The sequence below is a fragment of the Bacillus sp. CIS52 genome (assembly GCF_053545315.1).
This window is the reverse complement of the sequence record NZ_JBIUFR010000002.1, coordinates 230964-246794: the sequence shown is the minus strand read 5'-3', so window position 1 is coordinate 246794 and position 15831 is coordinate 230964. Positions and strand designations below refer to the sequence as shown.

Annotated in this window: 15 protein-coding genes, 2 tRNA genes and 1 other annotated feature; of the genes, 1 reads left to right on the top strand and 16 read right to left on the bottom strand. The window is 46.6% G+C overall.

Annotated features, from left to right (window positions below):
- Positions 1–96: 96 nt before the first annotated feature.
- From tig to ilvB, 9 genes are all read right to left on the bottom strand, one after another.
- A complete protein-coding gene (gene tig / locus ACH32G_RS11115; protein ID WP_047475527.1) occupies positions 97–1371 on the bottom strand; it encodes a trigger factor in 1275 nt (424 codons plus the stop codon).
- A 216-nt stretch (positions 1372–1587) separates the two neighbouring features.
- Complete coding sequence (gene ddcA / locus ACH32G_RS11110; protein ID WP_448814361.1) at positions 1588–2592, bottom strand: DNA damage checkpoint antagonist DdcA; 1005 nt, start codon at positions 2590–2592, stop codon at positions 1588–1590.
- A 119-nt stretch (positions 2593–2711) separates the two neighbouring features.
- Entirely contained in the window at positions 2712–3311 is a 600-nt protein-coding gene (gene leuD / locus ACH32G_RS11105) for a 3-isopropylmalate dehydratase small subunit (RefSeq protein WP_016938757.1), read from the bottom strand.
- A gap of 15 nt (positions 3312–3326) precedes the next feature.
- Positions 3327–4745 carry a 3-isopropylmalate dehydratase large subunit gene (leuC, locus tag ACH32G_RS11100; protein ID WP_045926466.1) on the bottom strand — a complete coding sequence of 473 codons (1419 nt, stop codon included), beginning with the start codon at positions 4743–4745 and terminating at the stop codon, positions 3327–3329.
- Between the two features lie 49 nt (positions 4746–4794).
- Entirely contained in the window at positions 4795–5892 is a 1098-nt protein-coding gene (leuB, locus tag ACH32G_RS11095; protein WP_064777684.1) for a 3-isopropylmalate dehydrogenase, read from the bottom strand.
- Between the two features lie 20 nt (positions 5893–5912).
- On the bottom strand, positions 5913–7469 hold the full coding sequence (locus ACH32G_RS11090; protein WP_198697972.1) for a 2-isopropylmalate synthase: 1557 nt from the start codon (positions 7467–7469) through the stop codon (positions 5913–5915).
- Complete coding sequence (ilvC, locus tag ACH32G_RS11085) at positions 7456–8484, bottom strand: ketol-acid reductoisomerase (RefSeq protein ID WP_007408142.1); 1029 nt, start codon at positions 8482–8484, stop codon at positions 7456–7458. The genes ACH32G_RS11090 and ilvC overlap by 14 nt, the downstream gene beginning before the upstream one ends.
- A 22-nt stretch (positions 8485–8506) precedes the next feature.
- Complete coding sequence (ilvN, locus tag ACH32G_RS11080) at positions 8507–9025, bottom strand: acetolactate synthase small subunit (protein ID WP_016938753.1); 519 nt, start codon at positions 9023–9025, stop codon at positions 8507–8509.
- Positions 9022–10746 (bottom strand): acetolactate synthase large subunit, encoded by a 1725-nt coding sequence (ilvB, locus tag ACH32G_RS11075; RefSeq protein ID WP_326351268.1) that lies wholly within the window; start codon positions 10744–10746, stop codon positions 9022–9024. The genes ilvN and ilvB overlap by 4 nt, the downstream gene beginning before the upstream one ends.
- Positions 10747–10865: 119 nt before the next feature.
- Positions 10866–11118 (bottom strand) — a binding site (T-box leader).
- A 425-nt stretch (positions 11119–11543) separates the two neighbouring features.
- On the opposite strand from ilvB, the gene ACH32G_RS11070 reads away from it, so the two are divergent.
- Positions 11544–11894: a hypothetical protein gene (locus ACH32G_RS11070; RefSeq protein ID WP_047475519.1), complete on the top strand. Its 351-nt coding sequence runs from the start codon at positions 11544–11546 to the stop codon at positions 11892–11894.
- Between the two features lie 37 nt (positions 11895–11931).
- On the opposite strand, the gene ACH32G_RS11065 is transcribed toward ACH32G_RS11070, so the two are convergent.
- The 7 genes from ACH32G_RS11065 to ACH32G_RS11035 all read right to left on the bottom strand — a co-directional run bounded on the left by ACH32G_RS11065 (position 11932) and on the right by ACH32G_RS11035 (position 15821).
- Positions 11932–12117 carry a hypothetical protein gene (locus ACH32G_RS11065; protein ID WP_064777683.1) on the bottom strand — a complete coding sequence of 62 codons (186 nt, stop codon included), beginning with the start codon at positions 12115–12117 and terminating at the stop codon, positions 11932–11934.
- A 250-nt stretch (positions 12118–12367) separates the two neighbouring features.
- Positions 12368–12441 (bottom strand) — tRNA-Arg (locus ACH32G_RS11060).
- Between the two features lie 124 nt (positions 12442–12565).
- Positions 12566–12639 (bottom strand) — tRNA-Arg (locus ACH32G_RS11055).
- 113 nt (positions 12640–12752) lie between these two features.
- Positions 12753–13262: a YfcE family phosphodiesterase gene (locus ACH32G_RS11050; protein ID WP_448814360.1), complete on the bottom strand. Its 510-nt coding sequence runs from the start codon at positions 13260–13262 to the stop codon at positions 12753–12755.
- Positions 13263–13278: 16 nt separating this feature from the next.
- Positions 13279–13875 (bottom strand): XTP/dITP diphosphatase, encoded by a 597-nt coding sequence (locus ACH32G_RS11045; protein WP_116746198.1) that lies wholly within the window; start codon positions 13873–13875, stop codon positions 13279–13281.
- A gap of 12 nt (positions 13876–13887) precedes the next feature.
- Positions 13888–14625, bottom strand: a complete 738-nt coding sequence (rph, locus tag ACH32G_RS11040; RefSeq protein ID WP_016938746.1) for a ribonuclease PH — start codon at positions 14623–14625, stop codon at positions 13888–13890.
- Positions 14626–14735: 110 nt separating this feature from the next.
- Positions 14736–15821 carry a GerMN domain-containing protein gene (locus tag ACH32G_RS11035; RefSeq protein ID WP_049627125.1) on the bottom strand — a complete coding sequence of 362 codons (1086 nt, stop codon included), beginning with the start codon at positions 15819–15821 and terminating at the stop codon, positions 14736–14738.
- Positions 15822–15831: the final 10 nt, after the last annotated feature.

Here is a 15831-nt window from a genome sequence, read left to right as displayed (position 1 = left end):
ATCTTGCCCCAAGAAAAAGAGTTATATCATAATTGTACAAAACAAGGCACGAAATAATCGCGCCCTGTTTCATTATGTCTATTATTATGAACCATATTAACGGTTTTCTACAAGAAAATCAATTGCTTTTCGAACTTTTAAATCTTCTTTCATCGCGTCAGTTGAACCGATTGCCTGCTTGATGTTTTCAACCGGCATGTTGTAAGCTTCAGCCATTTTAGTCAGCTCAGCTTCAACTTCTTCGTCAGTCACTTCAAGGTTTTCAGCTTGAGCGATCGCTTCAAGAGTCAGGTTTGATTTTACGCGTTTTGCGGCATCTTCTTTCATTTGCTCTTTTAACGCGTTTTCATCTTGACCTGAGAATTGAGTGTAAAGCTCAAGGTTCATGCCTTGCATTTGAAGACGCTGTTCGAATTCTTTCAGCATGCGGTCAAGCTCAGTGTCGATCATCGCTTGAGGAACATCAGCTTCAGCGTTTTCAGATGCTTTCAGCACAAGCTCTTCACGCAATTTAGCGTCAGCTTCGTTTTCTTTCGCTTCTTCAAGGCGTTTTTTTGTTTTCTCAGTTAATTCAGCAAGCGTTTCAACTTCTTCGTCAACGTCTTTTGCGAATTCGTCGTTAAGCTCAGGAAGCTCTTTCGCTTTGATTTCATGAATTTTCACTTTGAAGACAGCCGGTTTGCCTGCAAGATCTTCAGCGTGGTACTCTTCAGGGAATGTTACTTCAACATCCTTTTCAGCTCCTGCTTCAAGACCAGTCAGCTGCTCTTCGAAGCCCGGGATGAATGAACCTGATCCTACTTCAAGTGAGTAGTTCTCAGCTTTTCCGCCTTCAAATGCTTCTCCGTCAACAAAACCTTCGAAGTCAAGAACGACTGTATCGCCGTTTTCAACAGCGCCTTCTTCTTTTACGACAAGCTCAGCCTGACGCTCCTGAAGCGCTTTAAGTTCGTTTTGTACGTCTTCATCAGTAACGGCAGTGTCATCTTTTTCGATTCCTAAGCCTTTGTAGTCGCCAAGTTTCACTTCCGGTTTTACAGTCACTTTTGCAGTGAAAATTAAGCTTTCGCCTTTTTCGATTTTTTCAACATCGATTTCAGGACGGTCTACAGGCTCAATGCCGGCTTCTTCAACCGCTTTAGGGTATTCTACAGGAAGTAAAATATCTAAAGCATCCTGGTAAAGAGCTTCAACGCCGAAACGCTGTTCGAATAAACCGCGCGGAACTTTCCCTTTGCGGAATCCAGGAATAGAAACCTGTTTTACTACTTTTTTAAATGCATCATCAAGAGCTGTTTTGAACGTTTCCGCATCAACTTCAACCGTTAATACGCCTTCGTTGCCTTCTTGTTTTTCCCATTTTACAGACATGTATTTCCCTCCAAAAATCTATTCAGGTTGTGTCGGTCTTCCATTCTAAAGCAATCCGCGGCTTTGTCAAAGAAAAAACCGCTTTGAATCAGAATCATTATGTAATGAACTGGCAGCCTGTCCAACCGTAATTCTCATTTCAGTTAAACCGCTATACATAAATACAACCACTATATTATAACATAACGCCTATCGCTTTCAACTATATGGCGTGATTTACAAATAAGAAATTTCTTCAATATCCTTAATCATCGTGCAGGCTTCTTCGAGTTCGCGGCTGTCAAACTCATACATCATATGAAGTTCCTCCGGCTCAATGTCAATGCCGTGCATCTCGTAACCGACCTTATGAAGCGCTGCAGCCCATAAATCAGCGTTCAAAAGCTTCGGCATAAAAGGGTGCAGGACGTACAGATGCCTTCTCCACAGTTCCTCAACGGCGGCGTATAATGCAGGGTTTTCATTGCCCAGCGTTTCATCAAGCACCCGGAGAACGCGGTGCAAAATCGGAGCCGCATCAGGCTGAACGGTTTCACTCGGTATCGCGGTCATTGAATCGCCGAATTTTGTAATATGGACCGGCTTGCTGTAGTCGTGCTCCGCCATCAGCGTCAAAATCATCGTCTTGACCAGCGGATGTGCGCCCGGATCTTGCAGAATCGTTTTTAAGAGACCCGTGTATTTCGCAATATTGCGGTCTTTGAGAGAATGGATCAGGTTCATTTGTTCAGCGGGGCTGTTCAGCACTTTTTCCGCATCAAGAACGTCTTCATATTCCTCCTCCCACACCTCGTCCTGCTGATCGGGATCGGTCATTTTGCGGCTGAATTCGAGCAGCCGGTAGAATTGCTCCGCACTTTCTGCAGGGAGCTGGTTTTCTTCCAGCACAGCTTCAATTGTGCTTTTGACTTCTTCATATTGTTTCAGCTGAATCAAAATGGTCATGTACACCTGCAGCACGGTAAAATAATGGCCGTACCCTTCGTTCAGCATTTTCTCGCAAACTTGTTTTGCTTCTTCCAATTCCCCGAGCTCCAGAAAACAAATCGCCATGCCTAAATGTACGTCGGACTCGGTATCACCGTGGCTTACCGCCTCTGAAAACAGTTCGAGGGCCTCCTGATACTGTTTATCCTTCATGGCGGCCATCCCTTTATCAACCAAGCGTTCTTTCAGACGGGGGAAAGGAATGATATCAGCTTTTTTCTTGTCATGCGTCATACTCTATTTCCTTTCAGGCGCTTATTTTGTTCAAGTGTATCAACACGCGTCATGAAACACAAGAAAGGATGACGCACATGGCAAAAAAAGCCGCCGGATAAATCCCGGGCGGCTGTTTTTCAGGCTTGAAGCCAAGAACTTCTTTTCGATTCAAACTGCTGAATGTCGTCCTCCAGCAGGAGCGTTAATGAAATTTCGTCATAGCCGTTAATCAGCATTTCCTTCCAGTGCGGATCGACTTCAAATGAAATTTCTCTTCCTTCACTGTCATGGATGAGCTGGTTTTCCAAATCAACCGTCATATTAAGAGACTGATTTTCATATTGACCGGCGAGTTTTTTCCATTGATCATACGGCATACGGATAGGAAGCATTCCGTTTTTAAAACAGTTTTGATGAAAAATATCGGCAAATGACGGAGCAATGATGATTTTGAATCCGTAATCATCCAGCGCCCAAGGAGCATGCTCACGGGATGATCCGCAGCCGAAATTCTCTCCGGCAATTAATATGGACGCGCCCTCATAGACTTTGCGGTTTAATTCAAATTCAGGATCAGGCTCACCGTTCTCAAGGTATCTCCAATCAAAAAACGCGAATCTGCCGTATCCGGTTCTTTCAATTCTTTTCAGAAACTGTTTCGGAATAATCTGGTCAGTGTCAACGTTGATCCGGTTTAAGACGGCCGCTTTTCCGGTATGCGTTTTTAAAGGTTCCATCTTTTCGCACACTCCTTACACAACTGTTTTTTCTTGATAAAACTTTCTTACATCGACGAAATGCCCGTGAATGGCTGCCATTGCGGCCATAGCAGGACTGACAAGGTGTGTTCTCGCGCCTTTTCCCTGTCTGCCTTCGAAGTTGCGGTTGGATGTGGAAGCGCATCGTTCCCCTTCAGGCACGACATCATTGTTCATACTGAGGCACATGCTGCAGCCTGATTCTCTCCATTCAAAGCCCGCTTCAAGAAACACACGGTGCAGCCCTTCTTCCTCCGCCTGCTGTTTCACGCTTTGAGAGCCCGGCACCACAATGGCTCTGACGCTGTCGGCGACTTTTCGGCCTTTGATCATATCAGCAGCCTGGCGAAGGTCGGTCATCCGCGAATTTGTACAGGAGCCGATAAACACATGCTCGACTTTAATCTCTTCAATTTTTTGATTCGGTTCAATCCCCATGTATTCGTAGGCACGGATGGCCTCTTTTTTATCGTCTTCAGAATCAATGGTTTCCGGCGCAGGTATTTGGGCATCGACCGGAAGAACCATACCTGGGTTGATGCCCCAAGTTACCATTGGAGAAATCTCGCTGCCGTCTAACACGATGGAATGATCGTATACGGCGCCCGGATCGGTTTTTAACGCTTTCCATTCTGCGGCGGCTTTTTCAAATTCCTCGCCTTTTGGCGCGTATTTACGGTTTTTACAGTATTCAATCGTCGTTTCATCAGGAGCGATCAGTCCCGCACGGGCTCCCGCTTCTATTGACATATTGCAGACCGTCATGCGTTCGTCCATAGACATGTTTCTGAATACTTCCCCGGTGTATTCAATGACATATCCGGTACCGAATTTCACCCCGTATTTTCCGATGACCGACAAGATGACATCCTTCGCGGTCACTCCTTTTTGGAGCGTTCCGTCAACGCGGATTTCTAGCGTTTTCGGCCGTTGCTGCCAGAGTGTCTGTGTGGAGAGAACATGCTCCACCTCACTTGTGCCGATACCGAAAGCAAGCGCCCCGAATGCACCGTGAGTCGATGTATGACTGTCTCCGCAAACGATCGTTTTCCCCGGAAGTGTCAGACCAAGCTCAGGTCCGACTACGTGAACGATCCCCTGATCTGCGCTGTGAAGATCCGCAAGACGGACGCCGAACTCCTCGCAATTTCTTTCAAGCGCGGTTACTTGGCGCTTTGCGACTTCATCTTTAATGTCAAAACGGTTGACGGTCGGAATATTGTGATCCATCGTCGCGAATGTATTCTGCGGCCGTCTGACTTTTCTTCCCTTCTGCCTTAATCCTTCAAACGCCTGAGGAGACGTCACCTCATGAATTAAGTGCAGATCAATATAGAGAAGGTCGGGTTTTCCTTCACCGCTTTTTACAACATGCCGATCCCAAATCTTTTCGATGATTGTTCGAGGCATCATCTTTGTTTCCTCCCTCTACCTATGAACTAAGACCGCTTTCTTTAAAGCGTCACACTATAGATTTTGTATTTGCGCCGGCTATTGCGGCTTTTACTTTTTCAGTAATGTCATGCGTTCCGGCATATTGGCCGTCCCGGGCGATATCACGTGTACGGCTGCCGTCTGCAAGCACCTTTGCAACCGCCTTTTCTACCGCCTGCGCTTCGTTTTCAAGCCCGAAAGATGTTCTCAAAAGCATCGCCGCTGATAAAATCGCCGCAAACGGATTGGCCATCCCTTTACCGGCGATGTCAGGCGCAGATCCATGCACCGGTTCAAACAAGTGAAGACCTGAACTTGATAGACTGGCTGACGGCAGCATGCCGAGCGAACCTGTCAGCATGGAGGCTTCATCACTTAATATATCGCCGAACATGTTTTCAGTTACGATGACGTCAAACTGGTTCGGAGCATAGATGAGCTGCATCGCAGCATTATCGACAAGCATATGTTCAAGCGTCACATCAGGAAATTCTTTTGCGATTTCATCTGCCGTTTCACGCCACAGCCTGCTTGAGGAAAGCACATTCGCCTTATCAACTGACGTCACTTTTCCTTTTCTGCCGGCTGCCATTTTAAAGGCTTCTCTGACAACGCGTTCGATTTCTTCTTTCTTATAAAAGAGGGTATCGACCGCTTCTTTTTCTCCCGCTTCATTGACATACTGTCTGCTCGGCTCTCCGAAGTAGAGGCCGCCCGTCAGTTCCCTGACGATTACAAAGTCAACGCCGCTGATATATTCTTTTTTCAGCGGAGATGCCTCAGACAGGCTTTCAAATACGGTCACCGGACGCAGATTGGCAAACAGGCCGAGTTTTTTTCTGATGCCGAGCAGGCCTTTTTCCGGTCTGAGCTCCGGAGGATTTTGGTCCCATTTCGGTCCGCCGACTGCACCGAGCAGGATGGCGTCAGACCTCTCGCAAAGAGCCACCGTCTCCTCAGGAAGGGGATTTTGATGGGCGTCAATAGCCGCGCCCCCGATCAGCCCGTTTTCAAATTCAAATTCATGTCCGAATTGTTCGGCAACGCTTTTCAATACATCTGCCGCTGATTCCGCCACTTCCGGTCCGATCCCGTCACCGGGAAGCAAAGCAATGCGTTTTTTCAAATCAAACGTTCTCCTTTCTATTACGAGCCGACCGCAGTCTGTCTCTTTAATCCGTCTATATTGCAATCCAGCACCAATTGCCGGTTCACAGCATTCAAATATGCTTTTGCAGAAGCTTCCAGAACATCCTGCGCAATTCCCCGTCCTGATGATTCTTTTCCGTTCACGGTCACTCTGACGTAAACCTGAGCCAGCGCGTCTTCGCCTTTTCGGTTGGATTGAATGCGGTAATCTATCAGTTCAATATCTTTATCAATACAGCGCCCGAGCGTGTTATAAACGGCTTCTACGCTGCCTGCCCCTGTTGCCGCCTCTTGCATCAGCTGTTCGTTTTCCTGATTTTTCAAAGAGACTGTTGCAGTGGGCACCTGAGACGTCCCGTAATGCACTTGCAGAGACAAAAATTCATAGCCGATTTTTTTGTCCGTCACTTTTTCTTCTAAAATAAGAGAAATCAAGTCATCATCGGTGATTTCTTTTTTCTTTTCGGTCAGTTCTTTAAACATCGTAAAATATTTATTGATCTCATCGCTATCAAACTGGAATCCAAGCGTATTCAGGCGGTCTTTGAACGCATGGCGTCCGGAATGCTTTCCGAGCACGAGCGCATCCGCTGTCACACCGACAAGTTCCGGTGAAATAATTTCATATGTTGATTTTTCTTTCAGGAAACCGTCTTGGTGAATACCCGACTCATGGGCGAAAGCGTTATCTCCGACGATCGCTTTATTGCGGGGAACGGCCATGCCCGTCAGTTTGCTGACAAGATCACTCGTCCGCTTCAATTCATGAAGAGTGAGAGATGAATCAGCTTGATACGCGTCATTTCTGACATGAAGCGCAACGGCGATTTCTTCAAGCGCGGCGTTCCCGGCTCTTTCTCCTATGCCGTTAATGGCGCATTCAATTTGATCAGCGCCGTTCTCAATTGCCGAAAGTGAGTTGGCAACCGCCATTCCGAGATCATCGTGGCAATGAGCTGAGAGCTTTACCCGGCTGATATTCGGAACGTGTTTCTTCATATATTTAAAGATGTTTCCGTATTCCGCCGGCGTCAGGTAGCCTACAGTGTCCGGCAGGTTGATGACGCTCGCGCCGGCATCAATCACTTCTTCTACGATTTCAGCCAAAAACGGAAGTTCGGTGCGGCATGCGTCTTCTGCTGACCATTGAACGACCGGGAAGCGTTCTTTTGCATACTTCACCATTTCAACCGCTTTTTCCTTAACTTCTTCCCGCGTCATTTTCAGCTTATGCTTCAGATGAATGTCTGAGGTGGCGATAAAGATGTGAATCCGCGGGCTGGCCCCGTCTTTCAGCGCTTCCCAGGCTGCGTCGATGTCACCTTTGACAGAACGGGCAAGCCCTGTTACCGAACAATTTTTAATCGTTCTTGCGATTTCCTGCACGGCTAAAAAATCACCTCGGGATGAAGCGGGAAATCCCGCTTCAATAATGTCCACCCCGAGTCTTTCAAGCTGCTTGGCTATCGCCAGTTTCTCCCGCGCATTAAGGTTGACCCCGGGAGATTGTTCACCGTCACGAAGGGTCGTGTCGAAAACGTTAATTTTGCGCAACGGAGACCACCGCTTCCTTCTTTTTACCTTGTTTGACAAACGGCATCATTTCACGAAGCTGTCTGCCGACCTTTTCAATCTGATGCTCGTTTTCACTTGCATTGATCGCATTGAAGCGAGGACGGTTCACTTGGTTTTCCACGATCCATTCTTTTGCGAATGTACCGTTTTGAATATCCGTTAATACTTGTTTCATAGATTCTTTTACCTTTGCATCGACTACGCGCGGTCCTGATACAAAATCTCCCCATTGAGCCGTATCGGAGATAGAGTATCTCATGCCCGCCAAGCCTTCTTCATACATTAAGTCTACGATCAATTTCAGTTCGTGCAGACACTCAAAGTATGCGAGTTCAGGCTGGTATCCGGCTTCTGTCAGCGTTTCAAAACCTGCTTTGACAAGCGCTGTTAAACCTCCGCAGAGAACAGCCTGCTCACCGAACAGATCCGTTTCCGTTTCTTCCTTAAATGTTGTTTCAAGAACTCCGGCACGCGCCCCGCCAATTCCTTTTGCGTAAGCAAGAGCCGTGTCTTTCGCTTCGCCTGATACATCCTGATAGATGGCAAACAATGCCGGTACGCCTGCGCCTTGTTCATATGTTCTTCTGACAAGGTGTCCCGGTCCTTTAGGGGCGACAAGGAAAACATCTACATCAGCAGGAGGCACGATCTGATGGAAATGGACGTTAAATCCGTGTGCGAATACCAATGATTTGCCCGCCGTCAATTCATCTTTGATTTCAGCTTCATATACTTTTTGCTGCTGTTCATCCGGAAGAAGAACCATAATGATGTCAGCCTGGGCAGCCGCTTCTCTTACAGAAAATACTTGATGGCCGTCTTCTTGGGCCTGTGTAAATGATTTGCCTTGTCTGACGCCGACAATGACATCAATTCCGCTTTCTTTTAAGTTCAGCGCATGTGCGTGACCCTGTGAACCGTAACCGATAATCGCTACTTTTTTACCTGCCAATACGTTCTCTTTGATATCACCGTTATAATATACTTTTACCATTTTAATCTCTCCCTTTTTTGTGTTATACAATAGAAATTGTTTTATTGGATGACGCCTTTTGCTGGGTTCCCCTCGCAAAAGCCGTTGTGCCTGTTCTCGCGATTTCTTTAATGCCGTAAGGTTTGAGAAGCTCTATAAGGGCTTCGATTTTATCAGACTCGCCAGTGACCTGAACGACGATGCTGTCCTTTGAGACATCAACGACGGAAGCTCTGAACGGCTCAATGATTCCATTGATTTCCGTTCTGGTCGGCGGTGCAGAAACAACTTTAATCAGTGCAAGCTCACGCTGTACAATTGATTGGTTTGTAATATCCGTCACTTTCAGGACGTCAATTTGTTTGTTAAGCTGCTTTGTCAGCTGCTCAACGTCATTTTCGCCTTCCACATGGACGACAAATGTAATCCTTGAAACACCGCTTGTTTCCGTGTGGCCTACAGTGATGCTTTCGATATTATAGTGTCTTTTTGTAAACAGGCCGGTGATCCGGTTTAATACCCCCGAGCGGTTGACCACCGTTAATGTGATAATGCGTTTCAAGGTTTCACCCCCACCATTTCATGAAGTCCTTTACCCGGCGCAATCATCGGAAATACTTTTTCGCTTTTGGCGACCCGGACGTCAATAACGGCCGGCTCTTTTGATGAAAGCGCCTTTTGCAGTTCTTCTTCCGCCTCTTCTTCTGATGTAATCCGGATGCCTTTAATGCCGTAGGCTTCTGACAATTTGACAAAGTCAGGCTGCGCCGAGAATTTGGATTCAGAGTAGCGTTCTTCATAGAAGATTTCCTGCCACTGTCTGACCATGCCCAGACATTCATTGTTCAAAATAATCACTTTGACCGGAAGATTCAGCTGCCGGATGACATCTAACTCCTGCAGGGTCATCTGAAAACCGCCGTCTCCGAGGATGGCAACGACCGTGGCGTTACGATCAGCCAGCTGCGCTCCGATAGCCGCCGGAAGGCCGAAGCCCATTGTGCCGAGCCCTCCCGAGGTCACCCACTTATCAGCCTTTCGGAAAGGATAAAACTGAGCCGCCCACATCTGGTGCTGACCGACATCCGTCGCCACAATCGCCTCTCCGTTTGTGAATTGGTGAATATACTCAATCAGCTTTTGGGGTTTTAAGCCCTCTTCACTGTCGTCTGTATACCAGAGCGGATATTCTTCTTTCCATTCGGAAAGCTGCTGTTTCCATTCATCTGACTGTCCCTGTTTTCCGTTTTGCTTCAATAGTTCCTGAAGGACGATTTTACTGTCGCCGACCACTGGGATCTGCGTTTCGATAATTTTTCCGATTTCAGCCGGATCAATATCGATGTGCGCCACTTTGGCCGATTTTGCAAAATGCTTCAGATTTCCGGTCACACGATCATCGAACCGAGCTCCGATGCTGATCAGCAAGTCACAGTGGTAAAGCGCCATATTCGCTGTGTATGTGCCGTGCATTCCCGCCATTCCCAGAAAGAGAGGATGATCTGCCGGGAAACCGCCCAGACCGAGAAGCGTGTGGGCTACCGGTATTTGCTGCTGTTCGGCATAATTTTTTAAATCTTCTGAAGCTTTACCGTGCAAAACACCCGCTCCGGCTAAAATAACCGGCTTTTTCGCACTGCTGACAGCTTCTACGAGCTTTCGGATCTGCAGATAGTTAGGCTCTTTTACCGGCTGATAACCCGGAAGATTGATCTCATGATCATATCTGAATTCCCCTTCAAATGCTGCGACATCCTTCGGAATATCAATTAATACCGGACCCGGTCTTCCCGTCGTGGCGATATGGAAAGCCTCTTTGATCACACCGGGAAGATCTTCCGGACGGCGGACCTGATAGCTGTGTTTCGTAATCGGCATCGTAATTCCTAAAATGTCGGCTTCCTGGAAAGCGTCGCTGCCGATGACCGAAGTGGCCACCTGGCCGGTAAACACTACGAGCGGCAGTGAATCAATCATCGCGTCCGCAAGACCGGTCACTAAATTTGTCGCTCCGGGTCCTGAAGTAGCGATGACAACCCCCGGCTTCCCTGAGACTCTCGCATACCCTTCGGCCGCATGAATCGCGCCTTGCTCGTGCCGGGGCAGGATGTGAACCAATCCTGATTGATAAAGCTTATCGTAAATCGGAAGAACGGCTCCCCCCGGATATCCGAAGATCATTTCGACTTTTTCTTTCTTTAATGATTCAATCAGCATCAGAGCCCCGTTCATTGTCTTTGTACAATCGGCAGACGCAGTATCCGCCTGTACATTTGTGCCCATTTTCAGTTCCTCCTTTTCAATGTTCCCTTCTAAAATCAAATTCATAAAACGCAGCGCCGGCTGACGCAAATAAAAAAGCCTTCCCACCCACATTCAGCCAAGCATTTCATGCGATAGCCAAAAGGGGCGAAAAGGCTTTGCTTTCCGCGGTACCACCCTTGTTTACGGTCATATGAAGACCGTCTCATGGATAATTACTATCCGTTTTGATAACGAGTAAACGTTGCGTTCACTCGGCCGAGTCCTACTCTTCACATTTCAGACCGGCACTCTGAGGTGAGTTCACTTTGCTTTGTTTTTACCGGCTCTCAGCGTTACCGGCTCTCTGTAAAAAACTTCTGCAAAGCTACTTATCCTCTTCTGCGCTTTTTATTATGGCGGCTCTTTTATTTAAAAAAAGAACCCTCATTTGTTTGTTTTTCAGTGTTTTATGATTTTTCTTTTTAGTGTGAATCATTTATTTATTTTTGTTTGAACTCATATTACGCCCGTTTGCAGACAGTGTCAACAGCATTTTTATAATTATTAGACAATTTAGATTAATCAATCTACTTTGTATACGCTTTCATTACTGGTACAAAGGGATCTGTAAATGTTAAAAGTTTTTATCATTTTTTTGTTAATCTCTCAAGATTACATGAAATTTTTCCGTTCTTATACGATTATGTCACATTTTATTACACAATTTTTCATGTTCTTTCCGGTCTGCTTGTCAGATATTCCGTTCAGATTGAACAGGCTCTTTATACAGACATACGCATACACTGTTCTTATCTCGTGAAGAAATGAGTGATGTCATGAATAAGATGTTATCAGGCATGCAAGGCCTGCCTCCCGGATTTCCGCCTTTACCGGTTCTGCCGCCGCAGTCTTATTATCCTCCGGCACCAATGCATACAGCCCCGTTTCAGGGCGGCCCTTCTTTTCAGCAGGGATTTCCGTCATACGGATACGGACAGCAGACCCCGCAAAGCTCGCTGTCATTCGCCGGGCAGCAATTCGTCCCATACCCTTATACAAGCGGGTACTACGGTCAAACCTTCAGTGATGTCGGCGGAAGCCTCGGCGCAGGGTCCCATCCCGGCGCGCTCGGGGGCGGTTTCAGCGGCCATGCCGGGGGCTTCAGCGCTCCGAGCGGATTCAGATGATATAAAAACCGGTCTCCCACGGCCGGTTTTTTCTTACTTACAATGTATAACGGTCATTCCATTGATTTATTTCCTGCTCCGTATCGTAATCAGCCTTTGAAACCTCAACAATGATTAAACCGCATTGAGTCATTAAAAATTGTTTCAGTTCCTCAAACAGCTCGTCTTTTCCGCAAAAGATCGTTTCTATCCTGTCATTTTTATATGCAAATGCGTACTTCAAAAGCTAATTCCTCCCGCTGTCTTTCTATCAACTATTAACAAAATAAATAATAGAAATCAGATATTTTATCACTCAAGGGCGCCTTAAGTATCTTTATACATATATTTCTTACGGTAAATATTTCATTAAGTTTCATTTATATTAAAATTTCTTTACAATTTTCATTAAATACAGGACTTTTATTTCATAAAACAAAACAAATACAAAAAAACCTCAAACCCATTGTCAGGGCTTGAGGTTTTTTATTATACGTCCCAGGAGAGATTCGAACTCCCGACCGACGGCTTAGAAGGCCGTTGCTCTATCCGGCTGAGCTACTGGGACATGAAAATCAAATCGTACTGCTGATCATTTTACCATGATGTCAGCGAATTGACAATATGGTCATCAGATAAAAAAGGCCAGCGTCATCAGTTTTCACTCTGATGTCACCAGCTCTTTTTCTGTACGTCCCAGGAGAGATTCGAACTCCCGACCGACGGCTTAGAAGGCCGTTGCTCTATCCAGCTGAGCTACTGGGACAGGTTTTGCTTTATGTATCAGCGACAAGATTTATTATATACAGGTTCATATCATAAGTCAATATTTTTTTAGAAACTTTTGATGGGGGAGAAAGAAATCTTCCCCATCAAAAGTTAAAAGCTGATTGTATTCCCCAAGTCCTTCAATTCCTGACCCGTTTCGTCGTAAAACGTCACAGTGCCTTCACTTTCTGTAAGAGTAAGAATGGCATAGCTTTTCACATTGCGGACTCTCGGAAGGCGGATGCTGCCAGGGTTAATCAAAAGCTTGCCCCGAAGCACTTCACTCCCGGCAATATGCGAGTGGCCGAAGCAGACGATATCCGCTCCAAGCTCTTCCGCCCGGTAAAAAACAGTTAAAAGTGACTGTTTAATGCCGTGAAGATGTCCGTGTACGGCCAGGATTTTCTTTGTACCGGCGTCCAGCAGGAGCTCCTCCTGAAACCCGCCGCCAAAGTCGCAATTGCCTTTCACCGTGTGATACGGCACAAGCGCGGGATGTGCGGCATCAAGCTCTGAATCACCGCAATGAATCATCAGATCCGCTTCGGCTTCGTGCCGCTTCGAGATCGTCTCCAATTCGTCTTCGAGGCCGTGACTGTCACTTATTATCAGCACTTTCATTGCAATACGCTCCCCCTTACGCGTCAAGCAGCTTTGACAGTTTCTTGAGCGCCTCCGCCCTGTGGCTGATTTTGTTTTTCTCAGCGCTTGTCAGCTGAGCCATTGTTTTATCTTTATCCTTTACAATAAAAATGGGATCATAGCCGAACCCGTTATCTCCTTCGGGTTCTTCTGCTATATACCCTTCAACATGACCTTCAACCGTTTTTGTTTCCTGGCCCGGCATGCTGACGGCAAGGGCGCAGCGGAAACGGGCCGTACGCTGCTCTTTTTCGATGCCTTTTAATTCTGACAGCACCTTGTCCATATTCGCCTTATCATCTTTTGCTTCGCCGGCATAACGGGCTGAATAAACGCCCGGTCTGCCTCCAAGGTTGTCCACTGATAAACCGGAGTCGTCTGCAATGACCATTTTGTTTATGGCTTTTGCCACGGCTTCCGCTTTTAAGATGGCGTTTTCTTCAAAGGTATGCCCGGTTTCCTCAATTTCTTCCGTAAATCCGATTTCCGCCAAAGAAGAGACGCTGTAGCCTTTCGGTTCGAGTATTTCCTTAAATTCTTTTACTTTTCCCGGATTGTGTGTCGCAATAATAGCTTCTTTCACGCTGATCAGGCCTCTCTTTCTTTATTTCAGTTCAGGCAATGTTTCTCCCAGCACTTCTTTTTGCTTTTGAATAAGCGTCTGGATTCCTTTTTCGGCAAGGCTTAACAGTCCGTTTAAATCTTCACGGGAGAATGTGGCTTCTTCGCCCGTCCCTTGAAGCTCTACAAAACGTCCGCTTCCCGTCATGATGATATTCATGTCGACTTCAGCCGTTGAATCCTCTTCATAATTCAGATCCAAAAGCAGGCCTTCTTCTTTATCCATCCCGACAGAAATGGCCGCAAGATAATCTGTCACGGGAGAAGTTTTGATAACGCCGCTTTTCACGAGTTTTCCGGCCGCAATAGCCATTGCCAAGAAGGCGCCGGTAATGGAAGCTGTTCTTGTTCCGCCGTCCGCCTGAATGACGTCACAGTCGATCCAGATCGTCCGTTCGCCGAGCTTTTCCAAATCAACGACGGCCCGAAGCGCACGCCCGATCAGACGCTGGATTTCCATCGTTCTGCCGGAGACCTTTCCTTTTGAAGATTCTCTTATCGTTCTTTGATTCGTGGCGCGGGGAAGCATGCTGTATTCCGCTGTGATCCAGCCTTTTCCTCCGCCGCGCAAAAATGGCGGCACCCGGTCTTCCACAGATGCATTACAGATAACCTTTGTATTTCCCGCTGTAATTAAAACAGAGCCCTCCGGGTGAGTGATAAAATCCAAATCAAATGTGATAGGGCGCAGCTCATCGTGCTGTCTTCCGTCGTGTCTCATATTTTACCTCCGATTATATGTACATAAACCTTTTGTTCCGGATTGTGAATAAAGAAAGAGGCAGCCCGGATCGCTAACCTCTTTTTTACTAGTATATCAAAAATCACAAATTAAAAACTACCCGTATTCACTTGTGACGGTCTCGAAACGGGTTTTGAAAGGGATTCACCCTTTTCATTCACCAGTTCTGATTTTCCGTTTACTTTTATAGAAACACTTTTTATCGACGGCTGTTCGGTTAATGTGAGAACGATGCTGTCCAGCACGCCCGATGATACCATTTTTGTTTTTTCATCGGCGCTTCCGTAAATAGAGCTGTTAAAGTCAAGTGTAACCCGGCCATCTTTTACTTCCGGCTTGCTGAGCAGCTTAACATCGTTATTAAAGTCCGTCAAAAGCCCGCTTGCTTTGCCCGGCCCGTCGGCGAGCTGTTCAACGGCAGCGGTGATGTCATTTGTTTCCGAATTGTCAATCCGCTTTGTGACAGGCACGTAATATTCGCTCGTCTCTGTTTCCGCCAGATAGTATACAGTCAGCGGATGGGTGTCTGTCAGATCATTCACTCCGGCGGTTTCAATATTAATTCCGTCTTTTCTGCTTAAGTCGCCCGTAATCGGCGTGCCGCCTACAGGCATTTCTTTCAGTTCATGCCCGTTCATTCTGATTTTGACTTTATCTATGGAGCTGAATTGGGTAAGCGTCCATGTAATCGATTGCAGGATTTTTTGTTCGTCTTCTTTTTTATAGTTTTTAAATTCCTTCGAAAAATCAGCGACGGCGGTACCGTCTTTTTTAATGTCAACATTTACCGTCGTATCCGCAGGAAGCACCGCTCTGAATCCGTTCGGCAGGATTTCTGAGACAGGCCCCCCCTGAACCAAATACTCAAGGGCCTGCTTTGCGGTTCCCTCACTGTTCGGAAGAGGCAGTGTCTGTGCTGCGACATAGCCGTTTTTATCAATCAGATACAGCTCTCTCATGACTGTATTGGCCGGCTGGTCGGCTTTAGACGTGCCGTTTTTTTCTGATTGCTTTGATTTTGCCTGTATCCCCGCTTCACCCTTTACATATGAAATGTCTTGAGGCGGGTCAATTTCCCCGGCTGTTTTATCGGATTGAAACAAACCGCATCCTGATAATACAAAAGCCGAAGTAAGACATGTTGCAGCAATGACTGCAGGTCCTTTTTTCAGCATACTTTTCCCT

Excerpts from the sequence above, each read along its gene's own strand:
- ilvC (WP_007408142.1), bottom strand. The coding sequence starts at position 8,484 with ATGGTAAAAGTATATTATAACGGTGATATCAAAGAGAACGTATTGGCA.
- ddcA (WP_448814361.1), bottom strand. The coding sequence starts at position 2,592 with ATGACGCATGACAAGAAAAAAGCTGATATCATTCCTTTCCCCCGTCTG.
- ilvB (WP_326351268.1), bottom strand. The coding sequence starts at position 10,746 with ATGGGCACAAATGTACAGGCGGATACTGCGTCTGCCGATTGTACAAAG.
- rph (WP_016938746.1), bottom strand. The coding sequence starts at position 14,625 with ATGAGACACGACGGAAGACAGCACGATGAGCTGCGCCCTATCACATTT.
- leuD (WP_016938757.1), bottom strand. The coding sequence starts at position 3,311 with ATGGAACCTTTAAAAACGCATACCGGAAAAGCGGCCGTCTTAAACCGG.
- ACH32G_RS11035 (WP_049627125.1), bottom strand. The coding sequence starts at position 15,821 with ATGCTGAAAAAAGGACCTGCAGTCATTGCTGCAACATGTCTTACTTCG.
- ACH32G_RS11070 (WP_047475519.1), top strand. The coding sequence starts at position 11,544 with ATGAATAAGATGTTATCAGGCATGCAAGGCCTGCCTCCCGGATTTCCG.
- tig (WP_047475527.1), bottom strand. The coding sequence starts at position 1,371 with ATGTCTGTAAAATGGGAAAAACAAGAAGGCAACGAAGGCGTATTAACG.
- ACH32G_RS11050 (WP_448814360.1), bottom strand. The coding sequence starts at position 13,262 with ATGAAAGTGCTGATAATAAGTGACAGTCACGGCCTCGAAGACGAATTG.
- leuC (WP_045926466.1), bottom strand. The coding sequence starts at position 4,745 with ATGATGCCTCGAACAATCATCGAAAAGATTTGGGATCGGCATGTTGTA.